The following is a 16,113-nucleotide window of genomic DNA, read 5'->3' on the forward strand; positions in this document are numbered from 1 at the left end:
CAAATGCCGGTGATCATTGCGTTGATGTGCCCTAAGTGTGTCCATTCGTGGCCGAGTTGTGACCGAATCGGATCGATGAACGGGGCTGGGACGCGACCTGGGGACGTAAAGACCGGGGAGGAACTTGATGCTCGGCTTCGTCGTGCGCCGACTGCGCGGGCGACTGCCGCTGGCTGCCGCCGTGCTGCTCGCTGTACTGATCACCACGGCCGTGCTGACCGCGCTGGTGGCGTTCAACCGCAGTGTCGGCGAGGCCGGTCTGCGGCAGGCGCTCCAGGGGCCAGGACATGCTCGGACCACGGTCGTGGTGACCGCCGAACACGGGCTCGACCAGCGTGCGAAGGACGAGGCGGAGCTCACCGCCTACCGCGGCAGGCTCTTCGGGGACCTGCCCGTGCGCACCGACAGCCTGCTGCGCAGCCGCTCCTACGGCCTGCCGGACGGTGCCGGCACCACCGGCACCACTGGTACCAACGGCGCCACCAGCACCAGCGGCGCCCCCGGGTCCGCGGTCCCCGGACCCGGGACCCAGCCCGACCTGACGGTCCTCGCCGACCTCGACCGCGACCGGACCCGCCTGCTCGCCGGCGCGTGGCCCGCCGCGGCCTCCGGCCCGGTCCAGGCCGCCGCCCCGCAGGTCGCCGTCCCGCAGACCATGCTGGCGCGGCTCGGCCTCACCGACCAGGCACTGCCCGCCGATGTTCAGGTGGCGGACCGCCTCGGCGGCAAGTCGCTGACCGTCCGCGTCACCGGCGTCTACCGGGCCGTCGACCCGACCGACGCGTACTGGCGCATCGACCCGGTCGGCGGCCACGAGGTCGAGGTCAGCGGCTTCACCACCTACGGCCCGATGCTGGTCGACCAGAGCGCCTTCACCACCGGTGGGTTGGTGCAGAGCAGCCGCAGCTGGCTGCTCGACGCCGACTTCGCGGGCATCGGTCGCTCCGCGGCGGAGGCCATGGGCGACCGCGCCCAGGGCCTCGCCGACGACCTGCAGACCCGCGCCAGCATCAGCTCGCGGACCGAACTGCCAGACATCCTGCGCGAGTTGTCCTCCAGCATGATGGTCGCCCGGACCACCCTGCTGATCGGCGCCCTCCAGCTGGCCGTGCTCGCCGTCGCGGCGCTGCTGCTGGTCGTCAACCTGATCGCGACCCGGCAGACGGCCGAGAACGAGCTGCTCGCCGCCCGCGGCGCCTCCGGCGCCCGGCTCGGCGCCTTCACCGCGACGGAGTCGCTGCTGCTCGCCCTGCCCGCCGCGCTGCTGGCCCCCCTGCTGACTCCGTTCCTGGTCCGCGCCCTGGCCGGCTTCGGGAGCGACCACCAGGTGCCCCTGGACACCGGCATCAGCTGGTCGCTCTGGCCGATCGCCGTGCTCTGCGCCTTCGCCTGCGTCCTGCTGGCCAGCCTGCCCAGCCTCCTGCGCGGCGCCGGAGCCGCCCTGCGCAGCCGCTCCGGCCGCCGCCAGGCCCTGGTCTCCGGCATCGCGCGCAACGGCGGCGACCTCGCCGTGCTCGCCCTGGCCGTGCTCGCCTACCAGCAGCTCAGCCAGTACGGCGGCGGGCTGTCCACCGACTCCTCCGGCCGGCTCGGCGTGGACCTGCTGCTGGTCGCCACCCCGACCCTGGCGCTCTGCGCCGGCACCCTGGTGGTGCTGCGCCTGCTGCCGCTCGCCGCCAGGCTCGGTGCCCGGGTGGCCGCCCGCGGCCGTGGCCTCGGCCCGGCCCTGGTCGGCTGGCAGCTGGCCCGTCGGCCCGCCCGTGCCACCGGCCCCGTGCTGCTGCTGGTGATGGCCGTGGCCACCGGCGTGCTGGCGCTCGGCCAGCACGCCACCTGGACCGCCTCCCAGCGCGACCAGGCCGCCTTCAACACGCTCGGCGGCCTGCGGATCTCCGCCTCGCACAACGCCCTGATGGGCCAGGGCGGCCGCTACGGCGCGCTGCCCGGCGGCGACCGGCTGGTCCCGTTGGTGCGCGAGGAGCAGTCCCTGCCCAACGGCAAGGGGCAACTGGTCGCCGTGGACACCGCCGCCTTCGCCGAGCGCGTCCCGGTCCGCTCCGACCTGCTCGGCGGGCGCACCCGCGAGGACCTGTTCGGGTCGCTCGCCCAGCCCGCCCCCACCGGGCCACAGGCCGGCCTGGAACTGCCCGGCCACCCGCTGCGGATCGACGCGGAGGTCACCGTCCAGCAGCCGGAGCAGCAGGCCGGGACGCCCGGCGGCAGGACTGGTCCGTCGCTTCACCCGGAGGCCAGGTTGCTGCTGCGCGACCGCTTCGGCATGATCCACAAGGTCTCGCTGGGCACGCTCCCGCTGACCGGCGACGCCAAGGTCTCGGCCTCGCTGACCACGCTGGTCGACGCCCCGCTCGGCTCGGCCGCCGCGCCGTTGACCGTGGTCGGCGTGATCGTCGCCTTCGGCGACCGGTCCAACGGGGAGCTGACCGTCCACCGGCTGTCCGTCTCCGACAGCGCCGACGGCCCCGCGACCGCCGTCCAGGTGCCGGCCGGCTTCGGCTGGACGGCGACGGCGCCCCCCGTCCGGGCCATCGGCGACGTGGTGCCCGGGCCGGCCGCCGTCCTCGGATCCGAACCGACCGGCGCCGACCGCTTGTTCACCATCCGCTACCGCTTCGCCAACGGCCTCGGGGACATGGTCCGCGCCGTCCTCCAGCCGACCGGGACGAGCGTGCCGGCCACCGTGTCCGGCATCGCCACCCGCGACTACCTGAAGGTCGTCGGCGGCTCCGTCGGCGACACCGTCCAGGTGCCGTTCTCCGGGATCGTCCTGCCGGTCAAGATCACCGCCGTGGTCGACGCCCTGCCGGCGGCCGGCCTCAACGCGCTCATGGTCGACCTCTCCACCACGGCCCGGCTGCTGGCCGCACAGGGCGGCGAACTGCCCAACCGCGCCGAGTGGTGGCTGCCCGCCACCGGCCCCGGCGACCGGACCCCCGCCGAGGCCGCCGCCGCACTGCGCGCCGCCCCCGGCGCCCAGGACGTCCAGCTTTACGAGGAGGTCGTCGAGGACCTGCTCAGCGACCCGGTCGGCGCCGCTCCGCAGAGCGCGCTCATGGTCATCGCGGTCGTCACCGGGGTGCTCGCCGCGATCGGCTTCGGCGCCGCCGTGGCCGCCTCCGCCCGCGAACGCTCCCGGGACTCCGCCCTGCTGCTCGCGCTGGGCGCCCGCCGCAAGCAGGTGACCCGCACCATGGCCGCCGAACAGGCCCTCCTGGTCGCCCTCGGCGGGGCCGTCGGACTGGCCCTCGGCACGCTGCTCGTCCACCTGATCGTGCCGTTCGTCGTGCTGACGCCGGCCGCCCGCCGCCCGACGCCCGGGGCGCTGATCGAGCTGCCGCTCGGCCAGGCGCTACTGCTCACGGCCGCGATCGCCGTCGTTCCCCTGTTGTCGGCCTTCCTGATCGGACGCCGCCGTCGAGACGTGGCCGCCCGGCTGCGCCACGTGGAGGAGATGTGACCACCAAGGCCGGGACCACCGTGCCCACCCCTTCGCCCGCGCCCGCCCACGGCCCCGCGCCCTGGGTCCGCACCCGGCTGCGCGCGACGCCGCTGGCCACCCTGCTCATGGCGGCGCTCGCCTTCGTCACCGTGTTCATGGCGGCGGCCTTCCCCCGCGTCGTCGACCGGGGCGCGGACAGCGCCCTGCGGGACTTCGTGCACCAGAAGGGCGTCAACGCGACCAGCCTGCAAGCCACCTCCGAGCCGAACCTGAGCGACCCGACCTCCGCTCTCGACGACGTGCAGCAGAAGCTGACCGCGGAGATCGGCCGGAACCTGCCGCTCACCGAGACCAGCCAGCTCTACGGCAGCCGGGCCAAGTCCCCGCGCAAGATGTTCAACGAGGGCTACGCCCGTCTCTCCGACCATCCGCCGGTGCTCGGCCTGCTGTACCTGCACGGGCTCAAGGAGCTCGTGACCCTCACCGACGGCGTCTGGCCGGGCCCCGCGGCCGAGGGCGCACCCCTGCCGATGATCGTCAGCCAGAAGGCCGCCGAGACCATCGGCGTCAAGCTCGGTGACGTCGTCGACAACGGCAGCGACCTGACCGGCCGGACCCGGTCCACCGTGGTCGGCTTCTACCGCGTCAACAACCCCACCGACCCGACCTGGGACGACATCGGCTGTCCCGCCCGCGCCTGCCTGGAGGGCCAGGGCACGGAGCTCCACTGGGCGACCACCGGTTTCGTCGGCGACAGCGGCCTGCACCAGCTGATCCTCTGGGGCAACGGCGGCGTGAACTTCTGGCGGCTGCCCGTCGACTCCGGCGCCCTGCGCGCCGACCAGCTGGCCGAGACCCGCGCCACCGTCGGCTCCTACCTGGTCGGGCGCGGCGCCACCACCCTCGCCGACGTGACCAAGCGCCCGGACCTGCACGTCACCTCGCTCCTGCCCGACGTCTTCACCCGGGCCACCGCCCGCTACGACGCCGCGGCCCCGCTGGCCGCGATCGGACCGGCCGGAGTGGCGGGGGTGGCCGTCGTGGTGCTGTGTCTCGCGGCGGCCCTCACCGCCGACCGGCGCACCGCCGAACTCCGGCTGCTCCAGGCCCGCGGCGGCTCGCGCGGCGGCATCCTGCTGCGCCTGCTCGGCGAGGGCGCGGCGACCGTGCTGCCCTCCGCCCTGCTCGGAACGGCCCTCGCCCTGGTGCTGCTGCCCACCCCCCGGTGGGGCAACGCCCTGCTCACCGCCCTGGCGGTCACCCTGATCGCCGTGCTGGCCTTCCCGGCGCGCGCCGCCGTACTGCTGTCCCCGCCGAAGGCCGTGGCCGGCTGGCGCCGACTCGTCGGCGAACTCGCCGTCCTGGCCGTCACCGCCGCGGCCGTGGCCGAGGTCCGCCGCCGCGGCGTCGCCCCCGGCAACGGCCTGGACCCGCTGCTGGTGGCCGCCCCGCTGATGCTCGCCCTCACCGGCGGCCTGCTGCTGGCCCGGATCCAGCCGCTGGTGGTCGGCTGGCTGGCCGCCCTCGCCGGGCGTGGCCGCGGCCTGATCGGCTTCCTCGGCCTGGCCCGCGCCGCCCGCGACAGCTCGGGCCGCCGCCGGCCCTCCGCGCTGCCGCTGCTCGCCCTGGTGATCGCCGTCACCACGACCGGCTTCGGCGCCACCGTGCTCGACACCGTGGACAGCGTCCGGCTGCGCGCCGGCCGGATTGCCACCGGCGGTGACGTCTCCGTCACCCTGCCGGTCTACGCGACCCTGCCGGAGGCGTTCACCACGGCCGCCGCCGAACTGCCCGGCGTACGGGCCGCGACCGGCGTGTGGGTCGAGCCCGGGGCCTTCTTCACCGGCGCCGACGGCGACTCCACCTCGGCCATCCTCGTGGTGGCCGAGCCGAAGGCCTACGCCGAGATCGCCCGGACCTTCGGGGTGGGCGAGTTCGACCCGGCGGTGCTCGCCGGCACCCCCGGCGGCCCGGACACCCCGGTGCCGGCACTGTTCAGCAGCGGCCTGTCCAAGCAACTGGCCGGCGGCCCGCCCCGGCTGCGCACGCCCAACGGGGGCCAACTGCGCACCACCGTCGCCGGGATCGTCACCGGCACCCCCGCCCTGCCGGACCCCGGCAAGCCGTTCATGGTGGTGCCTGTCGGGCCCGCCTCCGAGCGCCTTCCGGAGCTCAAGCGGACGAACAAGTGGCTCTCCGCCGGCAACGTCGACGCCGGCCAGGTCAGGAACCTGCTCCTGGACCGGGGCCTGACCACCGCCACGGGCCTCGCCAAGCTGATCCGGGACGAGGCCGTGGCCGCCGGCAAGGGCAGCTACGGGCTGCCCCCCGGGTACACGGTCCGCAGCAGCCACGAGGTGGCCGCCACGCTCGCCGCCGACCCGCTGCAGCGCTCCGCGGAACGCCTGTTCTGGTACTCGGGTGCCGCCGGCGCCGGGTTCGCCCTGCTGGCCGTCCTGCTGACACTGGTCCGGGCCGCCCCCGAGCGCACGGCCCTGCTGGCCCGACTGCGCACCATGGGCCTGCGGCCCCGGCAGGGGCTGGCGCTGATCATCACCGAGACGCTGCCGCAGGCCCTGGTGGCGGCCGTCGGCGGCGGGCTGGTCGCGCTGGCGGCGGTCGGACTGCTCGGGTCGGCCTTCGACCTGTCGGCGCTGGTCGGCGCCAACGTCGGCGACGTGCTGACCCCCGTCCTGCTGCCGGTGCTGCTGCCCACGGCGGGCCTGGCGCTGGTGGTCTGCCTCGGGGTGGTCCTGGAGACGGCCGTCTCCGGCCGGCGCCAGATCGCCACCGAACTGCGGGCGGGGGACCAGCGGTGAGGGCGGGAGGAGCGGTACGGGCCGTGACACCGGCGCCGGCCGCCGGGACCGTGGGGACCGTCAAGGTCGTCGAGATTTTCAGGACCGTCAGGACCTTCAGGACCGCCAGGACCTCTAGGACAGTCAAGACAGGAGACGAGCGGTGAAGAGCACTCCCCAGGAGCAGCCGGTCGCCGAGGCCCCCAGCTTGCAGGAGCTCCGGCAGCGGGCCCTCGCCGCCGCCTCGCCCAAGGCGTACGGCGAGGGCGCGGCCATCGTCTGCGACCGGCTGGTGCGGATCTTCAGCGCCGAGGGCGTCGAGGTCCAGGCGTTGCAGGGCTTGGAGCTGACCATCCAGCAGGGCGACCTGGTCGCCCTGGTCGGTGCCTCCGGCAGCGGCAAGTCGACCCTGCTGACCATCCTGGCCGGGCTCGACGTGCCGACCGCCGGAAGCGCCACCGTCGCCGGCTGCGACCTGCTGGAGATGTCCGCCCGGGAGCGGCTGCGCTACCGGCGCGAGGTGGTCGGCTTCATCTGGCAGCAGACCGCCCGCAACCTGCTGCCCTTCCTCACCGCCGCCGAGAACATCGCCCTGCCGATGCAGCTGCGCGGGCGCCGGGCCGGGGCCGGGCGGGCCAAGCAGCAGGCCGACCGGGTGGCCGAGCTGATGGAGGCGCTGGAGATCGGCGACCTCGCCCACCGCCGCCCCAACGAGCTCTCCGGCGGCCAGCAGCAGCGGGTCGCGATCGCGGTGGCGATGGCCAACAACCCGCCGGTGCTGCTCGCCGACGAGCCCACCGGCGAACTGGACTCCGAGACCGCGGGGGTGATCTTCGAGTCCTTCCGCACCGTCAACCGCGAACTCGGCGCCACCGTCGTCATCGTCACCCACGACCCGATGGTCGCGGGCGAGGTGCGCCGCACGGTCGCCATCCGGGACGGCCGGACCAGCAGCGAGGTGCTGCGCCGCACCGTCACGGACGAACACGGCGAGGAGTCGGTCAACGAGCGCGAGTACGTGATGCTGGACCGCACCGGCCGGGTGCAGCTGCCGGTCAAGTTCCTGGAGGCGCTCGGGATGGAGCACCGGGTGGCGGTCGACCTCGCGGCCGACCACATCGAGGTCCGTCCGGACGACATCGCCGGGCACTGAGGCGGCGGGCACCGAGGAAGCGGGTGGGCGGCGGCCGTCGGGTCCGTCAGCTGTCGCCGCCCATCCGCTGGAAGAGCCCGCTGCCTTCGGCGTCCGCGCGCAGGTCGGGTGCGTCCTCACCGGCGCGCTCGCCCCGGGCGGTGGCGGTGCAGAGGGCGAAGACGAGCACTGCACTGGCCGCGACGGCGAGGATTCCGAGTGCGGTCAGGACGCGTAGCCAGGTCAAGGAAGTGCCTCCTGGGGACGGTGCGGAGGAACGCCGCCGGGGTTGTATCGGCAGTTCGGTCCGCACGGTCGAGTGTCCACAGGCGGTTCTTCCCGTCGTCCGCCGCGCGAGAGGTCGCCCGCGCGGGCGCTCGAAGCATCAGTAGGGCGCGTCACACTCCCTCGCGCGCCCCTGTAGGGGTGACGGTCCGGCCCTCCGAGGACGTGGCCAACGCCCGCAGCGCGTCGAGGTCCGGCTTCCCCGCCCCGGTCAGCGGGATCCCCGGCAGCACCAGGACGGAGTCCGGCGCGCACCGCGGCCCGACCCGCTCCCGGGCCCAGCGGCGCAGTTCCTCCGCCGTCGCCCGCGATCCCGGCCCGGTGACCACGGCCGCGTGCACCCGTTCCAGCCGGTCCGGGCCGGCCGTCGCGAACATCACCGCCTCCCGCACCTCCGGGTGCGCGCGCAGCGGCTCCTCGACGTCCCGGGGGAAGACGTTGTGCCCGTCCACGATCGCCATCGGGCGGCGCCCGGCCACCGTCAGATAGCCGGCCGCGTCCAGGCTGCCCAGATCGCCGGTGTGCAGCCAGCCGTCCCGCAGCACCCGGGCGGTCAGTTCGGGGTCGCGCCAGTAGCCGACCATCGCCGTCGGGGTGCGGACGCAGATCTCCCCGGTCCGGCCCGTCGGCAGCACCGTCCCCTCCTCGTCCACGATCCGTACCTCGGTGTCCGGGAACGGGCGCCCGGCCGTCGCCAGCAGCCGCGGGTCCAGGTGCTCGTCCGGGCCCAGCCTCGTCACCGGCCCGCACTCCGTCAGGCTGTACGTCTGGTGCAGCACCCGGCCCAGCCGCCGCGTCGCCTCCGCCAACCGGCGCGGCGACGGCGGACAGCCGGTGTACGTGACGCGGCGCAGGCTGCCGGTGTCGGTCGCGCGCAGCAGCGGATGGTCCAGCACGCGGTAGAGCAGGTGCGGCGGCAGATACACCCGGGAGACCCGGAACCGCTCGATCGCCGCCAGCACCGCCTCGGCGGCGAAGGCCTCCTGCAACACCACCGTGCCGCCCGCCGCCAGCGCCAGATCCGCCGTCGTACCGCCGCCGTGGCACAGCTCCGTACAGAGCAGGAACGTAGAACCGGACAGGAGCGCCGGTCGCGGCGGCCGGGCGAACCGGCGCAGCACACCCTTCGGCCGGCCCGTCGTCCCGCCGGTGAACCGCACCGCCATCACGTCCTGCGGGCGGAACCGCGGGGCCAGCGGCTCCGGCGAGCAGGACGCGGCCGACGCCGACAGGTCCACCCCGAGCGCCGACGGCCCCAGCGCGAACAGGCCCGCCGAGGGCAGCGCCCGCGCGATCCCCGCGGCGGCGGCCCGGCAGCGGGCCGGATCGAAGACCAGCGCCGACGTCCCGGCGAACCCGGCCAGCGCCACCGACTCCCCGACCGGGCCGTCCGGATGCGGCATCGCGACCCGGCACCCCAGCAGGTTCGCGGCCAACCGCACCAGCACCGCCTCCGGCCGGTTCCCGGCCAGCACCGTCACCCCGTCCCCGCGCCCGAGCCCGGCACCCGCCAGCGCCCGCGCCGTCCGGTACACCCCGTCCAGGCACTCCCGGGCGGTCAGCGCCTCCTCCCCCCAGCGGATCGCCACCCGCCCCGGATCCCGCTCCAGCCCCGCCAACACCAGCCCGGTGTACGTCGGCCCCGACTCCGCCATGCTGCGGCCTCCTGTCTGATGGGACGTCAGCTTAGGGCGGGCGCGGTGGTGGAGTGGTGCCGGGGATCCCGGGTGCAGGGGCCGCTGCCGGGGCGTCCTGCCGTGACCGGACCGGAGTGCCGTACCCGCGGCCGGGAGTTGTTAGGGTTCCCCGTCGGACAGGGACGGGGGACACGTGGGCACCAGCACGGGCACGGCCGAGGCGCCGGGCGGGCAGGGGGCCGAGGAGCGCCCGCACGGCGTCCTCGACCTGCGGGGCGTCGCGGGGGCGGCGTTCACCGTGGGCTACCCGCCCGATGCCGTCGTGGTCGTGTCGGGCCTGCCGGGCGCGGGCAAGAGCACGCTGCTGCGGCGCTGGTCCGGGGCGGGGGCGGTGCCGACCGTCGACCCGCGCGCCGTCCACGAGGCCTGCGAGGCGGTCATGCCCGCGCGCCTGCCGTACGCGGTCTACCGGCCCTGGGCCCGACTGGAGCACGTCCGGTTGCTGCGCGCCTCCGTGCGGCGCGGCGGGCCACTGCTGGTGCACGACTGCGGCAGCCGCGCCTGGATGCGCCGCTGGCTCGCCCGCGAGGCCGCCCGGCAGGGCCGGCAACTGCACCTGGTGCTGCTCGACGTCGGTGCCGCCACCGCGCTGGACGGCCAGCGCGCCCGGGGCCGCCACGCCTCCGCCCGGGTCTTCGCCCGCCACCGCCGGGGCCTGGACCAACTGCTCGCCGCCTTCACCCGCCACACGCGCTCCGGCGCGCCGACGCCGGCCCCGGAAGCGGCGTCCGTCCTGCTCCTCGACACCGCCTCCCGCTCCCGCGCCACAGCCGTCCACTTCGGCCCGGCCCGGTGAGGCCCCCGGCGGAGGCGGTGACCGGGAGCAGTGCCTGAGCCGCCGGGAGCGGTGAAGTCCCCTGGCCGGAGCGGTGGTCAGAGGAGGCCGAGGTGGGGGTCCACGGCGGCGAGTCGGCAGGTGGCGTCCCAGAGGCGGTCGGCGACGGCGCGGTCGGTCAGGTGGGGCTGGGCGGGTTCGAGGCGGGGGGCGCCGCGCAGGCCGAAGACGCGGGGGCCCCAGAGCTGGCCGCCCTGCGCCTGCGGGTCGAGGACGGCCCGGACGATCGGCCACGCGCCGTGGTCCTTGCCCTGGAGGAGGAGCCCGGCCGGCAGGCCGCGAAGCCCTTCGCCGACGGTCCGGGTGTGGACCGGCGGGCGGGGCGGGGTGAGCGAGTCGAGTGCGCCGCCGGGGTGCGCCAGCAGGCTGAGCACGGTGCTGCCGGCGGCGCGGAGGCGTCGGTCGAGTTCGAGGCCGAAGGTCATCTGCGCCAGTTTCGAACGGCCGTAGGCGCGTTTGGGCCGGTAGTCCACGGCCGACTGGAGGTCGTCGAGGTCCAGTCGCTCCGAGCGGGCCGCGAAGCTGCCGACCGTCACGATGCGGCCCGCCGGTGCGGCCGCGAGCAGGGGGGCCAGCCAGCGGGTGAGCGCGACGTGCCCGAGGTGGTTGGTCGCGAACATCAGCTCGTGCCCGGCGCCGGTCTCCCGGCGCGGCGGATCGTCCAGCGCGACCCCGGCGTTGTGGACGACCGCGTCGAGGCGGTCGAGGGCGAGCCCGTCCACGGCGGCCCGCAGGGAGGGCAGGTCGGCGAGGTCCAGCGGGAGGTGGCGCACCACGGCGCCGGGGACGCGGGAGCGGATCGACGCCATGGCGGCCCCGGCCCGACCGGCGTCCCGGCTGCCGAGTACGACCGTGGCGCCGGCCCCGGCGAGCTGCTCGGCGACGAAGTAGCCGATACCGGCGTTGCCCCCGGTGACCAGGACGCTCCTCCCGGCGGCGGCCGGCGGCCGGTGAACGTCCCACGGCCGGCTGCGGGTTGTGGACGACATGCTGATGACCTCCTGGCGAATTCGGGGCCGCCGGGACACCCGCGATTCGAGACCGCGGCCCCGCCGGCAGCCCCACGATCACAGGCCTGACCGGCAGATCGCTGACAGATCGCCGTCACCGCCGTCGGGCCTCAAGATCGTCGAACCGCCGGGTTTCGGGCCCGCGTCGGGTGGGGCCCTGCGAGACTGGGGTCAGCAGAGTTCGTCACGGAGAGAGGTCCGCATCCGCATGTCCAGCAGTGCCGCCGTCGACAACCCGTGGTTCCGCCGCTTCAGTCCGTCCGACTCCGCCCCCGCCCGGATCGTGATCTTCCCCCACGCGGGCGGCTCCGCCAGCTACTACATGGAGTACGCCAACGCGCTCGCGCCCTACGCCGACGTGCTCACCGTCCAGTACCCGGGCCGTCAGAACCGCTTCGCCGAACCGGCGATCGACTCGGTGCTGGAGCTCGCCGAGCAGCTCTACCGGGAGCTGCGCGACTGGACGGACCGGCCGCTGACCTTCTTCGGGCACAGCATGGGCGCGGCCGTCGCCTTCGAGACCGCCCGCTGCTTCGCCCGCGACGGCCTCCCGGGGCCCGAGCGGCTGTTCGTCTCGGCGGGCCGCGCGCCCTCGCTGCCCCGGGAGACCGCCGTCTACCGGCTGCCGGACGACGGGCTGCTCGACACGATCGTGCGCCTCGGCGGGACGGACGAGCGGATCCTCACCATCCCGGCGCTGCGCGAGCTGATCCTGCCGGCGCTGCGGGCCGACTACACCGCCATCGAGACGTACCGCTGCGCGCCGGAGGCGACCGTGCCGCAGCCGATCACCGCGCTGGTGGGGGAGACCGACCAGAACGCCACCGTCGACCAGGCCGCCCAGTGGGACCGGCACACCACCGGCGGTTTCGACCTGCGGGTCTTCCCCGGCGGGCACTTCTACGTGGCGGACCAGACCGCGGCCGTGGTCGAGGTGCTCACCGCGCACCTGCGCGGCTGAGCCGGCCGCGCCGGGGCGTGGTCGGCGCTGGTGGAGCCCCGGACCGAGCGGCCGGGCGCGCCCGGCCCCGGTGACGCGCCCCGGCGGCTCGGCTACTGTGCCTGCGTGACGGGCCGTCAGCCGGGCCGCCGGCGGCGCCGTCAGCCGAGACCACCCACCCTGGAGGCCGCCATGCGCCGGATCGCCGTGGTCGGAGCGGGCCAGGCCGGCCTGCAACTCGCGCTGGGGCTGGTGGCGGCCGGCTACCAGGTGACGCTGGTCGCCGAGCGCACCCCCGAGCAGGTGTGCGGCGGGCGGGTGCTGTCCACCCAGGCGATGTTCGGACCGGCGCTGCGGACCGAGGCGGCGGCCGGGCTCGACCTGTGGGCGGGGGAGGCGCCGGCGGTCCGCGCCGTCCGGTCGGTGCTCGCCGTGCCGCCCGGGGTGCGGGCGCTGGAGTTCACCATGACGCTCGACGAGCCCGCCCAGTCGGTGGACCAGCGGCTGAAACTGGCGCGCTGGCTGGAACTGCTGGAAGAGCGCGGCGGCCGGGTCGAGTACCGCTCGCTGGACCGGGACGGCCTGTGCGAGCTCGCCCGCCGGCACGAGCTGACGGTGGTCGCGGCCGGGCGCGGCGAACTGGCCGGGGTCTTCGAACGCGACGCCGCCCGCTCGCCGTTCGACCGGCCGCAGCGGGCGCTGTCCTGCCTGTACGTCCACGGGGTGGGCTCGCCGGATCCGGCCACCGAGCCGCGGGCGCGGATGCACGCGCTGCCCGGCCTGGGTGAGCTGTACCTGCAACCGGCCCTGACCCTCTCCGGCCCGTGCGCGATCCTGTTGTGGGAGGCGCTGCCCGGCGGGCCGCTGGACGCGTTCCGCGACGCCCCGGCGCCCGACGCCCAACTCGCCCGGATCCGAGCCCTGTTGCGCGAGTACCTGCCGTGGGAGGCGGAACTGTGGGCGGACGCCGAGCCGACCGATGCCGGGGCCGGACTGTCCGGCGCCGTCACCCCGGTGGTGCGGCGGCCGGTGGCGGAGCTGGGCACCGGCGTCGACGCCGTCCACGTGCTCGGCCTCGGCGACGCGGTGGTGGTGAACGACCCGATCGCCGGCCAGGGCGCCAACAGCGCCGCGCGGGCGGCGCAGGCGTACCTGCGGGCGATCGTCGAGCACGGCGAGGCCCCCTACACCGCGGACTGGATGTGCCGCACCGCAGAGCGCTTCTGGCGGCAACACGCCCGGCACGCGGTCGAGTTCACCGCCGCGATGCTCACCGTGCCGGACCACGTGCGGGGTGTGTTCGCGGCCGCCGCCGAGCACGAGGCGGTCGCCCGCCGGCTCGCCAACACCTACGCGGAGCCGAGCGACCACGCCGCCTGGCTGGCCACCCCCGACCTGACCGCCGCCTACCTCGCCTCGGTCCGCGACTAGGTCGTGTCCGACCCGCCCCGGGAGCCTCCGCGGTTGCCTCCGGGTGCCCCACGGGACGACGCTGGAGGGGGAACGTCAACGGGGGCGGGAGGCGTCGCTCGTGGACGGTCGCGGACCCGCGGGGCGTGCCGGCAGCGGCCACCGGACCGTGCCGCACACGGCGGACCTGCGGGTGGAGGCCTGGGCGCCGACGGCCGAGGGCTGCATCGGCGAGCTGGTGCACGCCGTCGTGGGCGGCTTCGCGGACCTCTCCGGCGCGCGGATCGTCGGCGAGCGCGGCTGCACCGTCCTCGCGGCGAGCGACGCGGACCTGCTCGCGGGCGTCCTGGAGGAGGTCGTCTACCGGATGGACGCCGACGGCGAACTCCCCGCCGGGCTGGCGCTCGGCCCGATCCGCGGTCTGGACGGCGCCCGGACGGTCGAGGTCCGCTTCCGGATGGCGGACGCCGCCACCGCGGCCCTGGTCGGCGCCGTGCCGAAGGCGGTCTCGCTGCACGACCTGGACCTGCGCGCCGGCCCGGACGGCTGGACCTGCCGGGTGACGGTGGACGTCTGAGCGGGCCGGGGGCGGCACCGAGCGGGACGGGCCGGGCACGGAACGCGCAACGGGCACGGAACGGGGTGAGCGAAGTGGAGATCGCACTGGTCGGCGGCGTCCCGGGCGGTCAGCGCAGGTCGAAGGCGGCGGGGTGGTGTCCGGTCCAGATCCGGCGGGCGGTCTGCTCGGGGTAGCGGACGGTGCGGGGGCGGGCGTCCAGGACGCGGGTGAGCTGTTCGTCGGGGTGGAAGGCGGGCCAGCCGGGATCGCCGGTGGTGGCGAAGGAGACCCAGGCCCGGTGGAGCTCGTGGGAGACCGCGACGGCCTCCGGCGAGGGGGTGTCGCCGAGGAGCTGCCGCCCGATCGGGCTGTCCAGCGTTCCGAAGGCCAGGGGGACGTCGAGGCTGTGGCAGGCGCCCAGGACCCCGCCGAGCGCGGGCAGGGCCAGCTCGAACAGGTAGGAGGTGCCGCCGGCGGCGGTGTTGGCCTCGGCGAGCTGGAGCGAGGGCATTCGGAACAGGGCGTCGGAGCGGACGGACTCCAGCAGTTCGTCCGGGGTGGCCCGCGGGTACGCGGCGCGGTAGGCGTCGGGGCCGTGCGGCTGCGGGGCGAAGAGGTCGAGCGCGGTGCGGGCGTCCTGTTCGGTGAAGGTGCCGAGGAGGCCGGCCATGACGGTGAACAGCCGGAACTCGTCGCGGGTGTGGCCGACGAGCAGGTCGATCCCGGCGGCCCGGCCGGCGGCCAGGGCGGGCCAGGGTGCTTCGGGCAGGACGTCGCCGTCGACGACCGGGCAGACCGCGAGGCCGGACTGGGCGAAGGCCCCCCAGCGCTCGCCGTGTCCGGGCAGATCGGCGCTGAGGGCGGTGAGCTCCCCGGCGAGGCGCCAGGGGTCGACCGCGGACAGGGCGGCGGCGGTGGGCGCGGTGCCGAGCCGGCCGGCCAGTGCGGCGGTGACGTCGGCGGCCAGGGCGGGGGTGCAGTGGCTGCCCGGCACCGAGTGGGTGACGGCGCGTCGGAACAGGCCGCGCACCGGCTTCATGGTGAGCAGTGCGGCGATCGAGCCGGCCCCGGCGGACTGGCCGGCGACGGTGACCTGGTCGGGGTCGCCGCCGAACGCGGCGATGTTGCGCCGGACCCACCGCAGTGCGGCGGCCTGGTCGAGCAGGCCGCGGTTGGCCGGGGCGCCGTCGAGCCGGCCGAAACCCTCGACGCCCACCCGGTAGTTGAGGCTGACCACGACGAGTCCGGCGGCGGCCAGGGCCGCGGCGTCGTACATGGGGTCGTCCGAGGCCGCCGCGACGTAGCCGCCGCCGGGGATCCAGACCAGGACGGGCAGTCCGGCCGCGCCCGGGTCGGGGGTGTGGACGTTGAGCGTCAGCCAGTCGGTGTCCCCGGCCGGGCTCGCGGCCGTCGGCCCGGACTGCGGCGGGGTCGGGCCGAACCGTGCCGCCTCGCGGACGCCGTCCCAGGGTTCGGCCGGGGCGGGGGCGGCGAAGCGCAGCGCTCCCACCGGGGGCCGGGCGTACGGGACGCCCCGGAAGACGGCGTGCCGGCCGAGGAGGCGGCCGCGCAGCAGGCCCTCGGCGGTGCGCACGGTCGGGTGGGTGGGCAGGTCGTGCTCCGGCACGGGTCTCTCCTCGGTCCGGCTGCTCCGACCGCCTCCAGGGTAATCGACGGCCCTCGACCGGCACCCGGACGGGCCGTTCGCCCGTTTCCGACCGACCGACCGGTCGGTGATCCTGTTTCCGGGCGCGGTGGTTGACGAGGTGTCAGGCATGGGCGAAAGGGCAGGATCCACTGTACGAACGGGCCGCTCCGCTTGCCCGTTCGGGCGGATGACCGGTCCTGGCGGGCCCTATGGCGTCCGCCGGGCTTCCGGGCGGGTGTCACTCACGTCACTCTCTGTCCCATCAAGGCCGGGTTGGTGTTAGAAACGACTACTGAACCCGCCAGTAATGTCGCACTCCATTGACAGGTGCATGGTGTGAAC

At 75.7% G+C, this 16,113-nt stretch carries 11 protein-coding genes; 7 read left to right on the plus strand and 4 right to left on the minus strand.

Translation table 11 applies throughout. The features are described from left to right. The first annotated feature begins 127 nt into the window (after window positions 1-127). From ACIOGZ_RS25790 to ACIOGZ_RS25800, 3 genes are all read left to right on the plus strand, one after another. Window positions 128-3,475 (plus strand): ABC transporter permease, encoded by a 3,348-nt coding sequence (locus ACIOGZ_RS25790; protein ID WP_400987493.1) that lies wholly within the window; start codon window positions 128-130, stop codon window positions 3,473-3,475. After that, window positions 3,472-6,276: a hypothetical protein gene (locus ACIOGZ_RS25795; RefSeq protein WP_400810193.1), complete on the plus strand. Its 2,805-nt coding sequence runs from the start codon at window positions 3,472-3,474 to the stop codon at window positions 6,274-6,276. Before ACIOGZ_RS25790 ends, ACIOGZ_RS25795 begins: the two co-directional genes overlap by 4 nt. Before the next feature lie 142 nt (window positions 6,277-6,418). Beyond that, a complete protein-coding gene (locus tag ACIOGZ_RS25800; RefSeq protein WP_363585572.1) occupies window positions 6,419-7,408 on the plus strand; it encodes an ABC transporter ATP-binding protein in 990 nt (329 codons plus the stop codon). 46 nt (window positions 7,409-7,454) lie between these two features. Here the strand turns inward: ACIOGZ_RS25800 and ACIOGZ_RS25805 are convergent, their stop codons facing one another. Both ACIOGZ_RS25805 and ACIOGZ_RS25810 read right to left on the minus strand, forming a co-directional pair. Beyond that, the gene (locus ACIOGZ_RS25805) at window positions 7,455-7,634 is read right to left on the minus strand and encodes a hypothetical protein (RefSeq protein ID WP_363621809.1); all 180 of its coding nucleotides are present in this window, start codon (window positions 7,632-7,634) and stop codon (window positions 7,455-7,457) included. A 151-nt stretch (window positions 7,635-7,785) separates the two neighbouring features. Further along, a complete protein-coding gene (locus ACIOGZ_RS25810; protein ID WP_363629700.1) occupies window positions 7,786-9,327 on the minus strand; it encodes an AMP-binding protein in 1,542 nt (513 codons plus the stop codon). 175 nt (window positions 9,328-9,502) lie between these two features. Here ACIOGZ_RS25810 and ACIOGZ_RS25815 point away from each other — a divergent pair, with 175 nt between their 5' ends. Then, entirely contained in the window at window positions 9,503-10,165 is a 663-nt protein-coding gene (locus ACIOGZ_RS25815) for an AAA family ATPase (RefSeq protein ID WP_363585569.1), read from the plus strand. A gap of 77 nt (window positions 10,166-10,242) precedes the next feature. On the opposite strand, the gene ACIOGZ_RS25820 is transcribed toward ACIOGZ_RS25815, so the two are convergent. Beyond that, the gene (locus tag ACIOGZ_RS25820) at window positions 10,243-11,193 is read right to left on the minus strand and encodes an SDR family NAD(P)-dependent oxidoreductase (protein WP_400987496.1); all 951 of its coding nucleotides are present in this window, start codon (window positions 11,191-11,193) and stop codon (window positions 10,243-10,245) included. A 229-nt stretch (window positions 11,194-11,422) separates the two neighbouring features. Between ACIOGZ_RS25820 and ACIOGZ_RS25825 the strand changes: the two genes are divergently transcribed. The 3 genes from ACIOGZ_RS25825 (at window position 11,423) to ACIOGZ_RS25835 (ending at window position 14,141) form a co-directional block, all read left to right on the plus strand. Next, window positions 11,423-12,175 carry a thioesterase II family protein gene (locus ACIOGZ_RS25825; RefSeq protein WP_063346019.1) on the plus strand — a complete coding sequence of 251 codons (753 nt, stop codon included), beginning with the start codon at window positions 11,423-11,425 and terminating at the stop codon, window positions 12,173-12,175. 105 nt (window positions 12,176-12,280) lie between these two features. After that, a complete protein-coding gene (locus ACIOGZ_RS25830; protein WP_400987498.1) occupies window positions 12,281-13,585 on the plus strand; it encodes a styrene monooxygenase/indole monooxygenase family protein in 1,305 nt (434 codons plus the stop codon). Window positions 13,586-13,685: 100 nt separating this feature from the next. Next, the gene (locus ACIOGZ_RS25835; RefSeq protein WP_363621797.1) at window positions 13,686-14,141 is read left to right on the plus strand and encodes an archease; all 456 of its coding nucleotides are present in this window, start codon (window positions 13,686-13,688) and stop codon (window positions 14,139-14,141) included. A 109-nt stretch (window positions 14,142-14,250) separates the two neighbouring features. On the opposite strand, the gene ACIOGZ_RS25840 is transcribed toward ACIOGZ_RS25835, so the two are convergent. After that, window positions 14,251-15,750: a carboxylesterase family protein gene (locus ACIOGZ_RS25840; protein ID WP_363629707.1), complete on the minus strand. Its 1,500-nt coding sequence runs from the start codon at window positions 15,748-15,750 to the stop codon at window positions 14,251-14,253. Between the last annotated feature and the right edge of the window lie 363 nt (window positions 15,751-16,113).

It is taken from the genome of Kitasatospora sp. NPDC088160 (assembly GCF_044741445.1).
Taxonomy (GTDB): Bacteria; Actinomycetota; Actinomycetes; order Streptomycetales; family Streptomycetaceae; genus Kitasatospora.

Coding starts and splice junctions, on each gene's coding strand:
- ACIOGZ_RS25790 (WP_400987493.1), top strand. CDS start 128: ATGCTCGGCTTCGTCGTGCGCCGACTGCGCGGGCGACTGCCGCTGGCT.
- ACIOGZ_RS25810 (WP_363629700.1), bottom strand. CDS start 9,327: ATGGCGGAGTCGGGGCCGACGTACACCGGGCTGGTGTTGGCGGGGCTG.
- ACIOGZ_RS25820 (WP_400987496.1), bottom strand. CDS start 11,193: ATGTCGTCCACAACCCGCAGCCGGCCGTGGGACGTTCACCGGCCGCCG.
- ACIOGZ_RS25825 (WP_063346019.1), top strand. CDS start 11,423: ATGTCCAGCAGTGCCGCCGTCGACAACCCGTGGTTCCGCCGCTTCAGT.